Source organism: Parabacteroides sp. AF19-14 (genome assembly GCF_003635485.1).
Taxonomy (GTDB): Bacteria; Bacteroidota; Bacteroidia; order Bacteroidales; family Tannerellaceae; genus Parabacteroides; species Parabacteroides distasonis.
The window spans coordinates 76,819-95,808 of record NZ_QTMJ01000008.1 but is presented as its reverse complement, the minus strand read 5'-3'; the positions used below and the strand labels follow the sequence as shown (position 1 = coordinate 95,808).

At 46.0% G+C, this 18,990-nt stretch carries 15 protein-coding genes and 1 pseudogene; 14 read left to right on the top strand and 2 right to left on the bottom strand.

What is annotated here, in order from left to right; all coding sequences use genetic code 11:
• The first annotated feature begins 29 nt into the window (after positions 1-29).
• The 6 genes from DWX33_RS10145 to DWX33_RS10115 all read left to right on the top strand — a co-directional run bounded on the left by DWX33_RS10145 (position 30) and on the right by DWX33_RS10115 (position 8,735).
• On the top strand, positions 30-3,473 hold the full coding sequence (locus DWX33_RS10145; protein WP_122380325.1) for an alpha-L-rhamnosidase: 3,444 nt from the start codon (positions 30-32) through the stop codon (positions 3,471-3,473).
• A gap of 315 nt (positions 3,474-3,788) precedes the next feature.
• Positions 3,789-5,177: a polyamine ABC transporter ATP-binding protein gene (gene potA, locus DWX33_RS10135; RefSeq protein WP_121956415.1), complete on the top strand. Its 1,389-nt coding sequence runs from the start codon at positions 3,789-3,791 to the stop codon at positions 5,175-5,177.
• 12 nt (positions 5,178-5,189) lie between these two features.
• A complete protein-coding gene (locus DWX33_RS10130; RefSeq protein WP_005858055.1) occupies positions 5,190-5,987 on the top strand; it encodes an ABC transporter permease in 798 nt (265 codons plus the stop codon).
• Complete coding sequence (locus tag DWX33_RS10125; protein WP_005858053.1) at positions 5,987-6,775, top strand: ABC transporter permease; 789 nt, start codon at positions 5,987-5,989, stop codon at positions 6,773-6,775. The genes DWX33_RS10130 and DWX33_RS10125 overlap by 1 nt, the downstream gene beginning before the upstream one ends.
• Positions 6,776-6,781: 6 nt before the next feature.
• Entirely contained in the window at positions 6,782-8,119 is a 1,338-nt protein-coding gene (locus DWX33_RS10120; protein WP_122380352.1) for an ABC transporter substrate-binding protein, read from the top strand.
• A gap of 1 nt (position 8,120) precedes the next feature.
• Positions 8,121-8,735, top strand: a complete 615-nt coding sequence (locus tag DWX33_RS10115) for an HAD family phosphatase (RefSeq protein ID WP_005858049.1) — start codon at positions 8,121-8,123, stop codon at positions 8,733-8,735.
• A 25-nt stretch (positions 8,736-8,760) separates the two neighbouring features.
• On the opposite strand, the gene DWX33_RS10110 is transcribed toward DWX33_RS10115, so the two are convergent.
• Both DWX33_RS10110 and DWX33_RS10105 read right to left on the bottom strand, forming a co-directional pair.
• The gene (locus tag DWX33_RS10110; protein WP_005858047.1) at positions 8,761-9,441 is read right to left on the bottom strand and encodes a queuosine precursor transporter; all 681 of its coding nucleotides are present in this window, start codon (positions 9,439-9,441) and stop codon (positions 8,761-8,763) included.
• A gap of 61 nt (positions 9,442-9,502) precedes the next feature.
• Positions 9,503-10,165 carry a DUF2490 domain-containing protein gene (locus DWX33_RS10105; protein ID WP_008774273.1) on the bottom strand — a complete coding sequence of 221 codons (663 nt, stop codon included), beginning with the start codon at positions 10,163-10,165 and terminating at the stop codon, positions 9,503-9,505.
• Between the two features lie 114 nt (positions 10,166-10,279).
• On the opposite strand from DWX33_RS10105, the gene DWX33_RS10100 reads away from it, so the two are divergent.
• From DWX33_RS10100 to DWX33_RS22530, 8 genes and pseudogenes are all read left to right on the top strand, one after another.
• Positions 10,280-11,161 carry a hydroxypyruvate isomerase family protein gene (locus tag DWX33_RS10100; RefSeq protein WP_008774274.1) on the top strand — a complete coding sequence of 294 codons (882 nt, stop codon included), beginning with the start codon at positions 10,280-10,282 and terminating at the stop codon, positions 11,159-11,161.
• Positions 11,162-11,386: 225 nt separating this feature from the next.
• Positions 11,387-11,887 (top strand): RNA polymerase sigma factor, encoded by a 501-nt coding sequence (locus tag DWX33_RS10095; protein ID WP_008774275.1) that lies wholly within the window; start codon positions 11,387-11,389, stop codon positions 11,885-11,887.
• Complete coding sequence (locus DWX33_RS10090; protein ID WP_122380324.1) at positions 11,884-12,471, top strand: hypothetical protein; 588 nt, start codon at positions 11,884-11,886, stop codon at positions 12,469-12,471. The genes DWX33_RS10095 and DWX33_RS10090 overlap by 4 nt, the downstream gene beginning before the upstream one ends.
• A gap of 27 nt (positions 12,472-12,498) precedes the next feature.
• Complete coding sequence (locus tag DWX33_RS10085; RefSeq protein WP_009274957.1) at positions 12,499-12,939, top strand: DUF5024 domain-containing protein; 441 nt, start codon at positions 12,499-12,501, stop codon at positions 12,937-12,939.
• Positions 12,940-13,184: 245 nt separating this feature from the next.
• Entirely contained in the window at positions 13,185-13,865 is a 681-nt protein-coding gene (locus DWX33_RS10075; RefSeq protein ID WP_005858035.1) for an ABC transporter ATP-binding protein, read from the top strand.
• Positions 13,866-13,960: 95 nt separating this feature from the next.
• Entirely contained in the window at positions 13,961-16,285 is a 2,325-nt protein-coding gene (locus DWX33_RS10070) for an FtsX-like permease family protein (protein WP_122380323.1), read from the top strand.
• Between the two features lie 25 nt (positions 16,286-16,310).
• The gene (locus tag DWX33_RS10065) at positions 16,311-18,665 is read left to right on the top strand and encodes an ABC transporter permease (protein ID WP_057318712.1); all 2,355 of its coding nucleotides are present in this window, start codon (positions 16,311-16,313) and stop codon (positions 18,663-18,665) included.
• Between the two features lie 199 nt (positions 18,666-18,864).
• Positions 18,865-18,948, top strand: a pseudogene (locus DWX33_RS22530) (ABC transporter ATP-binding protein); the annotation flags it as partial.
• Positions 18,949-18,990 lie beyond the last annotated feature (42 nt).

The following is an 18,990-nucleotide window of genomic DNA, read 5'->3' as shown; positions in this document are numbered from 1 at the left end:
GTACCGTTATCATTTTAATTCTTTGTATTATGAAGAGCACACGATGTATTTTGTCTATAATCTTAGGGTTGCTGGCCGGATGGCTACCTCTGGGTGCGGTTACCGTATTGAAGAACCTACAGGTTGAGTATCAAACCAATCCACTGGGAATTGATGTCAGTCAGCCACGTTTTAACTGGCAGATGGAGTCCGATCGCTATGGGGCCTGTGGGCAGGCTTATCGGTTATGGGTGGCCGATAGTCCGGAGCAATTGGCTGCCGGGTGTTATATCTATGATTCGGGAAAGGTTCTTTCCGGGGAATCGGTCGGCGTAGTTTATCAAGGAAAAGCATTGCAACCTTCCACTCGCTATTATTGGAAAGTTTCCGTATGGGATGAATCGGGAACGGAAATTACCTCCACCGAGCCTGCGTGGTTCGAGACCGGTCTTCTGGGTTCCGGATGGAGTGGCGCCCGTTGGATCGGCTCGTCGGAGACACAACTCTCCAAATATCGCTCGCATTATGTGATCGACTATGATGTGCGGGTTGCCGAGGGTAATGATAAAGCCGTATTTGTCTTTGGGTCGAGGGACGCTGATAATTATGTGTCTGCTGAACTGGACTTGAATGGTTCGGGGGACGCCCGTTTCATTTTACGTCATGCCACAGATGGAAAAACGACGCAAGATGCGGCGGAAAGTCTGGCCTCTATCATCCCAGCCTCGGATAAGCATAAGGTGCATCATATCCGGTTGAAGGTGACGACGGCCCAATATGCCTTGAAATATTTCGTGGATATAGAGATCGATGGAAAGACCTTGGTGAATTCCTCTTTGACTCCCGAGGAGAAAGACCGGAAGAGCCGTGGTGATTTCTGGGGAGGCAAGGAAGGGGCTTTCACCGTGTATCCTTATCCGGATGGAGAGTTGGTTTATCATTGCCGCTTGTACGCGATCGGTTTCCTGCAACCTAAAGGGCAGACCGCTACATTCTCCAACTTGCGTATCAGCGAGGATACGTGGAATACGCTTCTGTACAATCCTGCCGAGACTTATGTGGAGAAAGGGGAGGGAAAGCTCAATGTCTGGTATCCGGGCGAGAACGTATCCGCTCCCATGCTCCGGAAAGCGATAAAGATAGAGAAAACGGTCAAGAGCGCCCGTTTATATGCTACCGCTAGGGGTGTCTACGAGTTCTCGGTGAACGGGCGGAAGGTTGGAAAGGATTATCTGAATCCGGGTTGGACGGATTACCGTTACCGTATCATGTATAATACGTATGATATAACGGATTTGCTACGACCAGGCGATAATGGTATCGGGGCGATGTTGGGCGCCGGATGGTGGAGCGAGCATAGCGGTTTCCTTACCGGTTGGCAGGATCAATACGGAACCCGCCAGTCCTTATTGGGAAAGATCGTGATCGAGTATGCCGACGGTACTCGTGAGACGATCGTTACGAATGATAGCTGGAAATGTTATGACCGGGGACCGATCACTTTTAACGGCCTTCAGAATGGAGAGGAATACGATGCCCGGAAAGAGGTGAACGGCTGGGATGCTCCGGGTTTTGATGACTCGTCATGGAAACCGGCGACCTTATTCGCCGCTCCTCCGGTAAATGTGGAGATCCAAGGATATGTAGGCAGCCCGATACAAAATAATGTGACCCTGACCGCTCAGTCCGTGGTTGAGCCTATCCCCGGCGTCTATGTCTATGATATGGGGCAGAATATGGTCGGTGTTCCTCGTCTGACTTTCAAGGGAAAGGCCGGACAGGAAATCACGATCCGTTTCGGGGAGATGAATTATCCGGAAACGATCCCTACCGAACCTGTCGCCCCATATACGATCGCGATGTATAAGGAGAAGAAAGGGCAAGTCTATACGGATAATTACCGGAGCGCCCTTTCCACGGATCGTTATATCTTGAAAGGGGATGCGGCGGGTGAGACGTATGAGCCTCGCTTTACGTTCCATGGTTTCCGTTACGTGGAGATTCACGGGTTGGACAAGCCGTTACCCTTGGAGGCGGTGAAAGGGATCGTGCTGGAATCTATCGGTGCGCGGACGAGCGGTTATGAGACGTCGGACGAGCGTGTCAACCGTTTGTTTAATAATATCATCTGGGGCCAACGGGGTAATTTCTTGTCGGTTCCGACTGATTGCCCGCAACGGGATGAGCGTATGGGCTGGACAGGGGATGCGCAGGTATTTGCCCGTACGGCTACTTATAATATGAATGTCGATCCGTTTTACACCCGTTGGCTCTACTCGGTCCGGGATAATCAAGGAGATGACGGTAGTTACGCGAACTATATACCCGTAGTCGGTTTCCCGCCTCACGGCGCGGAGGATGGCGGAGGTGCCATGGGATGGATGGAAGCCGGTGTGATCGTACCGTGGCAAATGTATCAACAATACGGAGACGTGCGTATTCTGGAGCAGCATTACGCTTCCATGGTCGCTTATATGGATTATTTGGAGCGTCGTGCCGTACGCTATGTACAGCCCTTCGGTGGTTTCGGCGATTGGCTGGCTATCGAGCCGACGAATTCCATGTTGACGAACACCGCTTACTCCGCCTACGACGCTTTGATTATGGAGCAGGTAGCGAAACGTTTAGGGAAGGACGCGGACCAAAGGCGTTTCCGTACTTTCTACGAGAACGTGAAGAGGTCTTTTAACGACCTGTTCGTAAACGAGGAAGGACGCACGTTCGCCCCGACGGTGGAATCTATCTTTGGCAAGGATTCGCAAGTAGGTATGTGGCCCGGAACGGCGGCTACCGAGGCGAAAATCGTAGATACGCAGACCTCATACGTGGTTCCTCTCCAGTTTGATCTGTTCAATGAGAAAAACAAACCCTTGGCGATCCGGCATCTGGTAGAGAATATCAAGAAACATAATTATACGCTTACCACTGGCTTTATCGGTACGCCTTACCTGAATTTGGTATTATCCGACAATGGTTATGACGATGTCGCCTATAAATTATTTGAGCAAACCGCCTATCCTTCATGGCTATACCCTGTCCTGCAAGGCGCAACCACGATTTGGGAACGTTGGAATTCCTACACGTTGGTAAATGGCTTCGGCCCTGTGGATATGAACTCTTTCAACCATTATTCGTATGGCGCTATCGAGGAGTGGATGATAGCTTATACCTTGGGTATCCAGCGGGATGAGGAACAACCCGCCTATAAGCACATCATCCTTCAACCCCGTATCGGCGGAACCTTCTCGTTCATCCGGGGTCATTACGATTCCGCCTATGGCCGTATCGAGAGTGGATGGCAAATCCAAAAGAGGGGCTATATATACGAGGCAACCATCCCCGCTAATACGACGGCTATTTTATATCTGCCCGCTAAATCGGAGAAGTCCGTTCGTATGGAGAAAGGGCAGGAGGGTATCACGTCCGTGGGGTTGAAGGATGGGAAGGCTGTGTACCGATTGAGATCGGGGAGCTACCGGATATGTGTGGATTGAATATTTAGAAAATATTTGGCCTTGCATCGGGTGCGCAGTCGAATCTGTGAGAAATGCGGGGCTTACATCGGGCGCGGGGTCGAATCTTGGAGAAATATTTGACCTTGCGCTGGGTGCGCGGTCGAATCTCGGAGAAATGCGGGGTTTACACCGGGTGCAAGGTCGAATCTTGGAGAAATGCGGTGCTTCTCACCCGGTGTAAGGTCAGATTTTGTAAAAACGATAGTGCCCGGCCTTATTAAAATCTGTACATTCGCGCAAAAATAAATAAGAACATTGTTCATGATTGTTTAATTCTAATTAGATCAAGCGAGAATGTCAATACGAAAATCGGATCGCATTATCAGCGTGGAGCACGTATCGAAGTATTTTGGCGAGAAGGCCGTGCTGAATGATGTAAATTTACAGGTCCGCAAGGGCGAGTTTGTAACCATTTTGGGGCCTTCCGGTTGCGGAAAGACTACCCTGTTGCGTTTGATAGCCGGCTTCCAGACGGCCTCCGAGGGCGTTATCACGATGTCCGGGAAGGAGATTACGCAGACGCCGCCGCATAAACGTCCCGTAAATACGGTATTTCAGAAATATGCTTTATTTCCACATCTGAATGTGTACAATAATATCGCCTTTGGCCTGAAGCTGAAGAAACTTCCTTCCGCCACGATCGAGAAGAAAGTGAAACAGGCGTTGAAAATGGTAGGGTTGACAGACTATGAGGATCGGGATGTCGATTCCCTTTCCGGTGGCCAGCAGCAACGTGTGGCGATCGCTCGCGCTATCGTGAATGAGCCGGAGGTGTTATTGCTGGATGAGCCGTTGGCGGCCTTGGACTTGAAGATGCGCAAGGACATGCAAATGGAATTGAAAGAGATGCATAAGTCCTTAGGCATTACGTTCGTGTACGTGACCCACGACCAAGAGGAAGCGCTGACGCTTAGCGACACGATCGTTGTCATGAGCGAGGGAAAGATCCAGCAAATCGGTACCCCGATCGATATTTATAACGAGCCGGTCAATTCGTTCGTCGCTGATTTCATCGGTGAGAGTAACATCTTGAACGGAACGATGATCAAGGATAAGCAAGTCTCTTTCGCCGGTCATGAGTTCGAGTGCGTGGATGAGGGATTCGGGGAGCAAATGCCGGTAGATGTCGTGTTGCGCCCCGAGGATATTTACATCTTCGAGCCGTCGGAGGCGGCGATGTTGACGGGTACGGTAACCTCCTCCATCTTTAAGGGTGTGCATTATGAGATGATGGTGCAAACCCCGAACGGATACGAGTTCATGGTACAGGATTACCACCCGTTCGAGGCGGGTAGCGAGGTCGGGCTTCTTATCAAGCCTTTCGATATCCATGTAATGAAGAAAGAGCGTATTTGCAATACCTTCGAGGGAAAGCTCATCGACGCTACGCATGTGGAATTCCTAGGCTGTACGTTCGAATGCAAGGAAGTAACCGATATAGAGCCAAATACGCCTGTGAAAGTCGAGATCGATTTTAAAGATGTGATCTTGGAGGATAACGAGGAAGACGGTCGCCTGACCGGAGAGGTGAAATTTATCCTCTACAAAGGCAACCATTATCATCTGACCGTGTTTACGGATTGGGACGAGGACATCTTTGTCGATACCAACGATGTATGGGATGATGGAGACCATGTCGGCATAACGATCGCCCCGGATAAAATTCGAATTATTCATGCTTAAAAAGGGAAGGAAGTGATCAATACGTTTTCTGCATTTTTTATGAGACGAAGGAACTGGACCATTCCTTATGTCCTGTTCTTGGCCATCTTTGTCGTGATACCGCTCCTCTTGATCGTGTATTACGCCTTTACGAATGACGAAGGGATGTTTACCTTCGCCAATTTCCGTAAGTTTATGATCCATCCCGAGGCGATAAACACCTTCGTGTATTCAGTCGGGATCGCTTTGATAACGACCATTCTTTGTCTGCTGCTGGGATATCCGGCCGCTTGGATATTGAGCCAAGCCCGGTTTAATACTTCACGTACGATGGTCGTTTTGTTTATCCTTCCGATGTGGGTCAATATCTTGATCCGTACGTTGGCTACCGTGGCTTTGTTCGATTTCTTGAATTTCCCGCTGGGAGAGGGGGCCTTGATCTTTGGCATGGTGTACAACTTCCTGCCCTTTATGATCTACCCGATTTATAATACGCTCCAGAAAATGGATCACAGCTTGATAGAGGCGGCGCAAGACTTGGGGGCGAATCCGTCGCAGGTATTTATCAAGGCCGTATTCCCACTATCGATGCCGGGAGTGATGAGCGGTATCATGATGGTGTTTATGCCGACCATCTCTACGTTTGCCATCGCCGAGTTGTTGACGATGAACAATATCAAGCTCTTCGGTACGACCATACAGGAGAATATCAATAACGGTATGTGGAACTACGGGGCGGCGCTTTCTCTTATCATGTTGTTATTAATCGGAATCACGGGATTGTTCAGCAATGAGAGCAGTGATTCGGCGAATGAGGGAGGGCTTATCTGATGGTGAAATATTTAGCTAAGGGATATCTATGGGCTTTGTTATTATTGCTCTACTCGCCGATCTTGATTATCATGATCTTCTCATTTACGGAGGCGAAAGTACTGGGTAACTGGACCGGGTTCTCCACGAAATTATATAGCTCTCTTTTTGCCGGCAACGTACAACATTCGTTGGTCAGCGCACTTTGGAATACGTTCGCTATCGCCATGATAGCCGCTACGGTATCTACCTTGTTGGGGAGCGTAGCCGCTATCGGGATCTTTAATTTGAAGGCAAGGGCCCGCAATGCCGTGAGTTTTGTCAATAACATCCCGATGTTGAATCCGGATATCATTACCGGTATTTCCTTGTTCCTGTTGTTTGTCAGCTTAGGGATCTCTCAAGGTTTGACGACGGTCGTGCTGGCGCATATCACGTTCTGTACGCCGTATGTGGTATTAAGCGTCATGCCCCGCTTGAAACAAATGAACCAGAATATCTACGAGGCGGCGTTGGATTTGGGGGCGACTCCGTTTCAGGCCTTGCGGAAGGTGATCTTCCCGGAAATCCGTCCGGGTATGATCAGTGGCTTTATCCTTGCCTTCACGCTATCTATCGACGATTTCGCCGTGACCATATTTACGATTGGTAATGAGGGCTTGGAAACCCTTTCCACCTTTATCTACGCGGATGCCCGGAAAGGAGGTTTGACCCCGGAACTGCGTCCCCTCTCAACGATTATATTCGTAACCGTGTTAGTATTGTTGATTGTTATAAATAAACGTGCTGAGAAAGCGAAGCGAGCGTAAATGAAAATGAAGAAATTTATATCGATTCTGTCTGTTTTGGCCCTGCTTATGGGGCTGTTCACTTCTTGCGGGCGCTCGGACGAGGAGAGAAGCAAGATCTTGAAGATTTATAACTGGGGAGATTATATCGACGAGGACGTCCTGACGGATTTCCCGAAATGGTATAAGGAACAGACGGGTGAGGAAGTCCGGATTATCTATCAGGTCTTTGATATCAACGAGATCATGTTGACCAAGATCGAGCGGGGACATGAGGATTTCGACTTGATTTGCCCTTCGGAGTATATCCTTGAGCGCATGCTGCGGAAAAATCTCTTGCTACCGATCGACCGTAATTTCGGGAAGACACCGGATTATATCGACAATGTCTCTCCCTATATCCAAGAGGAACTGAATAAGTTAAGTCAGCCGGGCCGTAAGACTACCGACTACGTGGTTCCTTATATGTGGGGAACCGCCGGCCTGTTGTATAATAAAGCCGATGTCTCGAGGGACGAGGTAATGTCGTGGAAATGCCTTTGGGACCCTCGTTTCAGGAATAAGATCTTGATGAAGGATAGTTATCGTGACGCTTATGGAACCGCTATCATATACGCCCATGCGAGGGAATTGGCGAATGGTACGATCACGGTGGAGCAATTGATGAACGATAGCTCCCCGGAAATGATCGCTATCGCCGAGGAATACTTAAAGAAAATGAAACCGAATATCGCCGGTTGGGAGGCCGATTTCGGTAAGGAGATGATGACGAAAGGAAAGGCGTGGCTGAATTTCACTTGGAGCGGCGACGCGGTCTGGGCCATGGAAGAGGCGAGTGCCGTAGGCGTAGATCTGGGGTATGAGGTTCCTTTGGAGGGTAGTAATATCTGGTACGATGGTTGGGCGATCCCTAAATACGCTCGCAACGTGAAGGCGGCCAGTTATTTTATGGACTATCTATGCCGTCCGGACATCGTCTGCCGTAATATGGAAGTGACCGGATATGTCAGCACCGTGGCCACCCCGGAAATATTGGCGGAAAAGATCGATACGACGCAGACCGAGTTCTCGGACGTAAGTTATTTCTTCGGACCGGGAGCGGAGCGTGTCCAGATAGACCCGGCTCAATATCCGGACCGGAAGGTCGTGGAACGTTGTGCCATGATCCGTGATTTCGGGAACGAGACGGAGGTGGTTCTGGAAATGTGGAGCCGGGTAAAAGGTGACAATCTTAACTCTTGGATTGTTATATTGATATTCGCTGTTTTCGGCTTGTTGTTTGTCTGGGTCGTTTACAAGCGGATCAATCGTTATCAACAGAAAAGACGACATCGTAGACGTCGTAGCTGGTATAAAAAGAAATGATATGGAAGGCATAAAGAACTTGATTATAGACTTGGGCGGTGTGCTTATTAACTTGACTCGCAACCGTTGTATCGAGGCTTTCGAGAATCTGGGCGTGGAGAATATCCGGGAACAGATCACGAATAACTATCAACATAAGGACTTGTTTGAGCGATTAGAGTTGGGAACGATTTCGGTGGAACAGTTTCGCGATGATATTCGTGCCTTATCGGGAAAGCCCCTGACGGACGAACAAATCGACACGGCATGGATCGCCATGTTGGGAGACGTCCCGGAAAATAAGTTGCGTCTGCTATTGGAGCTTCGTGAACGCTATAATACGATGCTTCTGAGCAATACGAACGAGCTTCATTGGAAATGGTCCGAAGATACCTATTTCTCTTATCAAGGTCTTTGTGCCCAAGATTTCTTCCATAAGATTTACCTCTCTTACGAATTGCATATGCTGAAGCCGAACGCGGATATTTTTGAGTACGTACTGAAGGACTCGAATCTTTTAGCCGAGGAGACTATGCTGATTGATGACGCTTCCGTGAATTGCCGGGCGGCTGAATTATTGGGAATGAAGTCCTATATGCCGCAGCAAAGGGAGGATTGGTCGCATCTATTCAAATGAAGGCCGGTCATTGTTTGGTCCCGGCCTAAATGTCTTTAACCTTTAGGATATTATACGAGGTACCAAGATCATACACATCATTCCCGTCTACTTTCTTGATGTACTTTACGACACGGATGGTGACGGGAAGGATGATAACCTCGTACAAGGATTTAAGTACCGCCTGCGTCCCGATCATGATAAGCAATTCTCCGGCCGGGATCAATCCGGCGAAGGCGATCGGGAAAAAGATCAGGGAATCGGCGCTCTCACCGATAAGGGTAGATACGATCGCTCGTAACGAGAAATTCTTTCCGTTGGAGGCGATTTTCATTTTGCTCATCACATAGGCGTTCAGGAAAGAACCGGCCAAAAACGCTATCAAGCTGGCGACCGCTATACGTGGGGCCATCCCGAAGACGAAATTGAAACCTTCCTCCCCCTCCCAGAAAGGGGCGGCCGGTAATAATACCGCCAATTGCGCGAAAGCGATCACCAGAAAATTAGAGGCGAAGCCACTCCAGATAATTAGCCGTGCCTTCTTGAATCCCCACACTTCCGCTATACAATCATTGATGATATACGAGATCGGGAATACGATCAAACCTGCGGTAGCCGTTATACCGCCTACTTGCACTACTTTTGTCTCTAAAAGATTGGACGCTACAAGGCATATATTAAAAAGTATACCTAGCAGCATGAAAGGTACTGTAACTGTTTTTTGCATGTCTTCTTGTTTTTAACGAGGTTTATCAAGCACTCGGGACGCGAAGGTACGAAAATTCTTATTAAAAACGATGGGTATAGCAGATACCGATCGCATGGCGGTAATTCACGGGATCGTCTACATTAAATATATGGTAGCGATAATAGAGTTGGAGGTTATTGTTCGGGTTTAGTTGGTAATTACTTCCTGTGGAGAAACGGATCTTATCGGACCGCATCTTATTTCGCGTATCATTGAAGACCTCGGTGTAGGCAAAAGGACAGAAACCACTCTTGCCGATCTTATAGGAGAGGGTCAGCATCGAACGCAGATAATTCTTGGGATGTTCGGCGTGAACCTTATAGGTACTTTGAAAACGTTCCCGGACAGAGAGGGTAAAACGTCCGGCCGAATAAGTCCCCGTAGCATAGAGATAATATCGGTTTCGCAACTCGTCGGATGCCTTGTATCGTGCTAGAGACATATATCCGCTTCCTGCCAGAAGATATTTATTAAACTTGTAGTTTACCTCAACGGTGGTGAGGAACCATTCCGCTTCCTTAAAGTCATCTCTCGGACGGATGTCCTCTTCTACAAGAAAGGATAAATGTTTATAGATTTTTCCGCATAGGCTCGCCTTGAAATACACACCTGCGCCTTCCATTCCGTATAGGGATGAAGTGCATCCTATTATAAAGAATAGGATCAGATAAATAGATCGTTTTGTATATGATGTGTTTTTCATGTAGAGTGACTTCCGTATGCAAAAGTAGTGTTTTTGGATGTAATACCAACGCCTCAGGATATTATATCCGATTTTTCTTATATTTGTCTCCTATTAACTATCAAATTCGAATACATGGAAAACATATCAAGAAGAACGGCTATCAAGACATTTTTAGCTGGAGGCGTGGCTTTGGCGACTACAGGTATCGAGGCGGCAGCCGCCGCGAAAAAGAAAACAGACGTGAAGGAACCCTTGAAAGGAAATGTCCGCCATTCCGTAAGTAAATGGTGTTTCGGCGATTATAAGCTGGACGAGTTCTGTGAGATCTGCAAGCATATAGGGATTGAATCCGTTGAGTTGCTGGACCCGGTAGATTGGCCGATCGTACAAAAACATGGCCTGACGGTGGCGATGGCGCAAGGGGCCGGGCTTGGAATAGATCGAGGTTTCAATGATCCGGCCTTGCATGACGAGTTGGTCGCCAGTTATGAGAAGGTGATCCCGATGGTGGCGGACGCAGGATTGACAAACTTGATTTGCTTCTCCGGCAGACGTAATGGCGTAACGGACTTGCAAGGCTGGGAGAACTGCGAGAAGGGGTTGAAGCGCCTTATCCCGTTAGCGGAGAAACATAAGGTCGTCTTGACTATGGAGCTTTTGAACAGTGTCGGCCATAAGGATTATCTGTGCGATCATACGGTTTGGGGGGCGGAGCTTTGTCGCCGTATCGGTTCCCCTAATTTTAAGTTACTATATGATATTTATCATATGCAGATCATGGAGGGGAATATCATCGAGAATATCCGGAAATATAATCAATACTTCTCCCATGTCCATACCGGAGGTAGCCCGGGACGTGCGGAAATCGACGAGACGCAGGAACTTTATTATCCGGCTATCATCAAGGCTCTTATGGAGACAGGCTATAAAGGCTTCGTTGGGCAGGAGTTCGTCCCCGCCCAAGAAGACAAGATCGCTTCCTTGGAGAAGTGTATCCGTATCTGTGATGTATAGGGCTATTTAGTAATAACTTACAGTGCCAAGCCCGTGCCGTTATAGTGGCACGGCTGTGCCACCAGCGTGGCATCGTTGTGCCATCGCTATGGCATCATCGTGCCATCGCCGTGGCATTATCGTGCCATAAGGGTGGCACGACTATAATACTAGAATGACAAAGACCTTGAATTTATTTTCTCCAGCCATGTTACGTTTTCTTTTCTCGATTGTCATTAAGATAGAATGGAACAAGAACAGTTTAAAAAAGAGATATTGCCTTTGCGGGAGAAACTATTCCTTTACGCGAGAAGGCTGCTGGATAACCCGGAGGATGCCGAGGATATCATGCAGGAAGTCTTTTTGAAACTATGGTATATGCGTGGCGAGTTAGACTATTATAATAATGTAATGGCCTTGTCCGTACAAATCACAAAGCACCTTTGCCTGAATCGGATGAAAGTTCGTGAACGCACGGAAGGTGAGGCGGGCGAACAATTCTTTATCTGCGATGCCTCCACGCCTTATACCCAGCTGGAACAAAAAGATAGTTTGGAGCATGTAATGCGGCTTATCAATAAACTACCGGGACTTCAACAGACCATTCTTCGCATGAAACACGTGGATGGTTTCGAGGTGGAGGAAATCGCCGGGTTGACCGGAAGTACCCCCGAGGCGGTACGTATGAATCTTTCCCGTGCCCGTAAACGGGTGAGAGAGCAATTCTTTAAAATGCAGACGTTATGAAAACAGAGGAATACAAGTCTATAGAGGATTTATTAGACCGCTTCTTCGAGGGCCAGACCTCGAACGAGGAGGAGCAAGTGTTGTATGAGTTCTTCGCCCGTCCGGATATTCCCGCCCATCTGGAACGTTATCGGGAGGTATTCGGATACTTCGAGAGTGGCATTGCCTTGGATTTTAGCGAGACTCCGGAATTGAGGCTACCCGCTAAGGAAATTTCTTATAAACGAAAAATAGGATGGACAATCGTTATTTGCGTGGCAGCTTCTCTTTTATTGTTTTTGGTGAATACGGTCTTTATGAATCAAAATGCTTCTTTTAATCCTTATGAGGGAAGCTATATCGTGCGCAATGGTGTCGTAATGACAGATATAAAGAAGATACAACCCGAATTGGAGGTCATATCCCGAGCGGCGGAAGCGATGGAGAAGAATGCGGATCAGCTCTTAAGAAATGCGGATGAAATAGCTTATTTGCCGGAAAGGATGAATAAGCGATTCGAGAAGAAACGGGAGACTCTACTGAGGAATATTCCGGATACTCAGGTACGTAAGGAGGTTTATAAGATGTTGGAATTGGATAAATAGTAAATTAACTAATAAACAAAAGAAGTTATGAAAGCAAGTAAATGTTTTTGGGTGGCATTATGCCTTTTGGTGGGAAGTTTCAGTACAGAGTTATGGGCACAGAAGAATTTGGAGGCTGTCGTGCAGAAATGTAAAGCGGATAAGACGATCGATAAAAGCGTAGTAACGAATAAAGATCCGAAAACTAAAAAGGTATATAAGATAGTCTCTTCTTTCGTCGTAGAGGGCCACGCCGCATTACAACAAGAAATTAAATCCGCTTTTGAGCGGGACAAGGAAGAGGCTTATCAAGTGATCGAGAATGAGAACGATGGGGTGGTTAGTTGGTTTATCCGTTTCTCGAAGGGTAAAAATACAGTTTCTTATTCTATAAATGTTGATAAGGAAGAGCTTTTCTTGACAGTCATTGAGAATTTCGACATGCCGGAGGAAAAAGATATAGAGATAAGATCAAGTAGTGACATGTAGGTTTTACTATGTAGATAAGTCAACAATAGCACCTCTCATCTGTGAAGCTGGGAGGTGTTTTTTTATGTCGAGATATTGGATAGTAGTGTCTAAATTTTGTACACCACTGTCAAATAATTGGACAGTCTGTTTTGGAAAGTAAAATAGTACTTGTTTGAGAATTAAATATTTAGTTAGTTTGGCACACTATTTGAATTAGATATGGTAAATTAAATAGTTAGATAACAATTAAAACAAATACAGTCATGATTAAGATCGAAGGTTTAAGTAAGTTTTTCCGTACGGAAGAGGTTGAGACAATTGCGTTGAATAAGGTTTCTTTGGAGGTAAAAGATGGCGAGTTCGTCGCTGTCATGGGACCTTCCGGTTGCGGTAAGTCTACGTTGTTGAATATTCTGGGTTTGCTGGATAACCCTTCCGAGGGAAATTATTACTTGGGCGACCAAGAGGTAGGACACTTGAAAGAGAAAGAGCGTACGCAGGTCCGTAAGGGAAACATCGGTTTCGTGTTCCAGAGCTTCAACTTGATAGACGAGTTGAACGTTTTTGAGAACGTGGAGCTGCCGTTGACTTATCTAAAGATCAAGGCGTCGGAGCGTAAGCAGATGGTAACGGATATCTTGAAGCGGATGAATATCAGCCACCGTGCGGCTCATTTCCCTCAGCAACTCTCCGGAGGTCAGCAACAGCGTGTGGCGATCGCCCGTGCGGTAGTTTCCAACCCGAAGATAATCTTGGCCGATGAGCCAACGGGTAACTTGGATTCCAAGAACGGTGCCGAGGTTATGCAGCTGCTCACCGAGCTGAATAAGGAGGGAACGACGATCGTAATGGTGACGCACTCCAAGCACGATGCGGGTTTCGCCCACCGTGTGATCAATTTATTCGACGGTAGCGTTGTTTCTTCCGTTAGTGAATTTATTTAGTCAACATGACATAAACGCATACACACAAGAGTTTTTTATAAGCTAATTGGCCTGTGAAGGTCGGTTAGCTTTCAATTTAACTTAAATACAAATCGATGAGACAGCTATATTATACAATCCGTTATTTACTTCGAGGCCGAGGGGGAAATGTGATCAAGGTTCTGTCCTTGACACTAGGACTTGGAGTGGGATTGATCCTGTTCGCTAGGGTCGCTTTTGAATTGAGCTTCGATACATTCTTTGACCAAGTGGAAGATTTGTATAGCGTGCATGTGCGATACAATGATGATAAAACGGGAGAGGAAGATGGGTCTCGTATCCTATTTGCCCCGATCCCGGAGGCTTTGCGGCAAGAGTTCCCCGAGATACAGTACGCGACGGTTTGCCGGAGAAGGTACGGGGCCGTATTGTATCATGGTGAGGATCGGTTCAAGCCCCGTTTGATGATGGCGGATTCCCTCTTTTTCCGTACGATGGGAATCAAGGTGCTAAGAGGGGATGACCGTTTGTTGGGAATCGAAGATCAAGTTTTCTTATCGGAAAAAATGGCTGAACGTATATTTGGCAAGGAAGATCCGATCGGGAAACAACTGCTGTACGGAAAAAACTATCCTTATACGGTGGCTGGGATATTCCGTGACATACCGGAAAATAGTCATTTACGTTTTGACGCTGTCGCTTCTTTCATTAATATGAAAACCCAGTTCGGTGCCTATGCCGGTTGGGGTGCCGACGATAGTTATCTGGGCTATATCCGCCTGAAACCGGGTGTGTTCCCGGAACAGATCAATCAGAAAATACCGGCTTTATTGCCTAAATATATAGATGTAGAAAGAGAGAGGAAACAAGGTTTTGATATGGAGCTTTATATCAAGCCGGTCTCGGAGATATATACGCAAAGTACCGAGGTGAAGCGGATGGTGGTGATCATGAGCGTACTGGCTTTCGCTTTGTTATTCGTGGCGGCGATGAATTATATCTTGAACTCGGTATCTTCTCTGCCGATCCGGGCGAGATCCGTAGGAGTACACAAATGTAATGGAGCTTCCAGCAAGGACATTTTCAATATGTTCTTGTTTGAGACGGCGGCTTTATTTGTAGTGGCTCTTGTATGTATGGCATTGCTTTTATTCGCTTTCCGGGAATATGTAGCGGATATGGCGGCTGTTCCTACTTTGGGCACTTTATTGAATGCGCAGACTATATGGCTTCCTGCGATCATGATCTTGGCTATATTCATTTTGTCCGCCTTGCTACCGGCCCGTTTGTTCAGCGTTATCCCGGTTACCCAAGTATTCCGGGTATCTACTTTGGGTAAGCAGGGATGGAAGCGGAGTTTGCTCTTTATCCAGTTTGGGGGAATAGCGTTTGTCATTACATTATTGGTGATCGTGTTATTGCAATATGATCGACTAATGAATAATGATTTAGGATATGATCCGGAAAATATAGTGTATGCTTCCTTGAATAATATGGACGATCAGAAGACGGCTAAGTTTACCGCCGAGTTCAAGAAGTTGCCTTATGTCACGGCTACGGGGCTTTCGTCAATGGACATTCTAAGTGGTTATGGTGGTTTCCCTATTCTGGATAATGAGAAAAACTGGCTGTTCACGGCCCGGCAGGTAAACTATAATGCCGATTATCTCTCTCTGATGAAAATCCCCTTGCTCGAGGGACAACCACTGAAAGGCGATGGCGATATTTTAGTGAATGAGTCATTCGTGAGTAAGCGTGGGTGGACGGATGGCGCGATCGGTAAATATATTTATGATGATGAGGGTAATTTGAAAGGGAAAATAGTGGGTGTCACCCGTGATTTCATGGTGAATTCTTTCTTTGAGTCCCAGTTACCGGTCATCATGTTTGGTAGTAGTCAGATGAGCTATTGCAATTTTACGATTCGTGTCTCCGAGTTAACCCCGGAACATTTACGGGAAATGAATGATAAGATCGCGGAACTATTTCCGAACGAGGATGTCGGTTTTACGGTGTTGAAAACGATCATAGAGTCTCAGTATGAGGGAACCCGTCATTTCCGTGACGGTGTCTTTGTTGCCTCAATCGCTATCTTGCTGATCACCTTAATGGGATTATTAGGGTATATTACGGACGAGATGCACCGTAGGAGCAAGGAGATAGCGATTCGCAAGGTGAATGGAGCGACGGCCCCGAATATTTTACGTCTTTTATCTAAGGATGTTTTGATTACGGCTTTCCCGGCTATCCTTTTAGGAGTGATAGCCTCACGAGTCGTGGGAGAGAGCTGGTTGAGGCAATTCGCGGATAAGATACCGCTGACTGTTTTTATTTTCATATCTACGGCTCTACTGGTTCTAGCGATCATTTGGGGATGCGTGATCCTGAAATCTTGGAATATCGCCAATGAGAATCCGGTCCGTAGCATTAAGAACGAATAATATAACAGGTAATATAAAATTACGTATGAAAACTATTTTGAGGAATCTCTTGAGTGTATTGCGCCGTTTCAAGATGGCGACACTTTTAAATGTATTAGGACTATCTGTGGCTTTTTCTGCTTTCATCTTGATTATGATGCAAGTCGAGTATGATCAGAATTTTGACCGAGGATATACGGATACGGAATCTATATTTCGGGTAGAAGCTATGTTTGAGGATGGTGGGCAGGCAGTTATTTGCCGTCCGCTGGCCGATGCTTTTATCCAATCCTCGCCTCATATCGTAGCTGGGACCTTGGCGAATCCTTGGGGAGGGGACTTGTTTTTCTCTGTAGAAGAGAATGGTGTACGGAATACTTTTAAGGAACAATGTATAAATGTTTATCCTGAATTCACGAAGGTATTTGACTTTAAATTTCAGGAAGGAAATCCGGAGGCGTTACAGGAGCCAAACGTTGTTTTGTTGCCGCAGAGCATGGCTCAGAAGTTTTTTGGGAATCAATCGGCTGTAGGCAAGCAATTGAAGTTTGAGAATGGAGATCATCTAACGGTAGGTGGAGTGTATAAGGATTATCCACGGAATTCATCTGTACGGAATTGTATTTATCAAAAGATGGACCCGAAGGAAAACGCCCAAAGCTGGGGAAACTGGAATTATATTTTCTATATCCGTTTGGACAATCCGAAGAATGTCGAGGGGTTATTTGAAAATTTCAAGGCACATTTTGATCCTGCTCTAATAAAGGATAATAGTTTCTCATGGGGGGGATCTGGAATGACTTTCCGTATTAATCCGTTGCCTGATGTTCATTATACGACTGATGTAAAATATGACCAGACCCCGAAAGCCAGCAGGCAAACTTTGATGATATTATTTGCCATAGCTATCGTGATCGTGATAATCGCCGGAATTAATTTCACGAATTTTAGTACGGCACTTACCCCGATGCGTATTAAGAGTATTAATACACAAAAAGTATTAGGGGGAAAAGAATCTGTGATCCGTTTTGCTTTGATTTTAGAAGCGGTGTTAATAAGTATAATCTCTTATTTGTTAGGACTGCTATTAGTTTATATCGCAGGGAAAACGGAAATAGCCTCATTGATAAATGCCGATATTTCGTTATCAATGCATATCGGATTGGTTTTGGCTACAGCTTTTATCTCAATAGCTACCGGGCTTCTTGCCGGTATATATCCAGCATATTATATGACTTCTTTCCCACCGGCTTTAGTGTTGAAAGGTAGTTTTGGCTTGTCTCCGAAGGGACGTCAATTACGAAATGCATTGATAGGAGTGCAGTATGTAGCTTCTTTCGGATTAATTATTGGTGCTACATTCATGTATTTGCAGAATTATTATATGCAAAACACCCCTCTCGGTTATGATAAGGATGAGATAATTATTACGAATATGAATAACAATATCCGGAAAAGTCGGGATGCCTTCGCCAGCCAAGTGAAATCTTTCTCCGGTATCGAAGAGGTTACATATGCGGAGATGCTCCTTTCTAGTCAGGACCAATACATGGGATGGGGACGTAAATACCGGGATAAGGATATACAATTCCAATGTCTACCGGTTGAACCTTCTTTTTTGAAGGTGATGAATGTGAAAATATCGGAAGGTCGTGATTTCCGGGAGGAAGATAAGGCGAAACGTTATGGCACGTTTGTCTTTAACGAACGTGCCCGGACAGAATATGGGCTGGAGATAGGATCTTTAATAGATAGTATGGAGATTGTCGGTTTTATGCCGGATGTTAAATTCGCCTCTTTCCGTACGGAGGTAACGCCTATGGCCTTTTTTGTATGGGGTACTAATAATTGGGGAAACCAACCTAATTACGCTTATATAAAGGTAAAAGCCGGCTCTGACTTACGGGGGGCTATGCAACATGTCAAGACTACGCTTCAATCATTTGATCCGGAATACCCGTTTAATGTCCGTTTCTTCGATGAGGTATTGAACGGACTTTATGAGAAAGAGAGAAGCCTCAGTTCATTGATTACCTTATTTAGTTTAATCGCGATCTTTATCTCGGTGGTAGGGGTATTCGGTTTGGTCGTATTCGATAGTGAGTACCGGAAGAAAGAGATCGGTATCCGTAAGGTATTAGGCTCTACTACCGAGGAGATTATCGTGATGTTTAACAAGACATACATACGAATCTTATGTGTTTGTTTTGTTTTGGGGGCGCCTATCGCCGGTTATGTGGTACATCGATGGCTTGAGAATTTCGCTTATAAGACTCCTATGTATTGGTGGGTGTATTTGATCGCTTTTGCTATCATAGCGGTTATCACGATATTGACTGTCACTTTCCAGAACTGGCGTGCGGCGAATGAGAATCCAGTACATAGTATTAAGAATGAATAGAAGATTTTTGTAGAATCATATTGCTGTTTTCATAGAAAAGTATGTGTCCAATAATTGTACAATGGTGTCCAATTATTGGACACTTCTGTTTTATGAATTGAGAATTAATTTATTGAATATTAGTTTGATATGTAGTTTGGCACGTTATTTGAATATTATTAGATGGATTTGAGTATAATAAATTAAAACAAATACAGCCATGATTAAGATCGAAGGTTTAAGTAAGTTTTTCCGTACGGAAGAGGTTGAGACAATTGCGTTGAACAAGGTTTCTTTGAATATCTTGAAACGAATGAATATCAGCCATCTTATTTAAGGAATACTC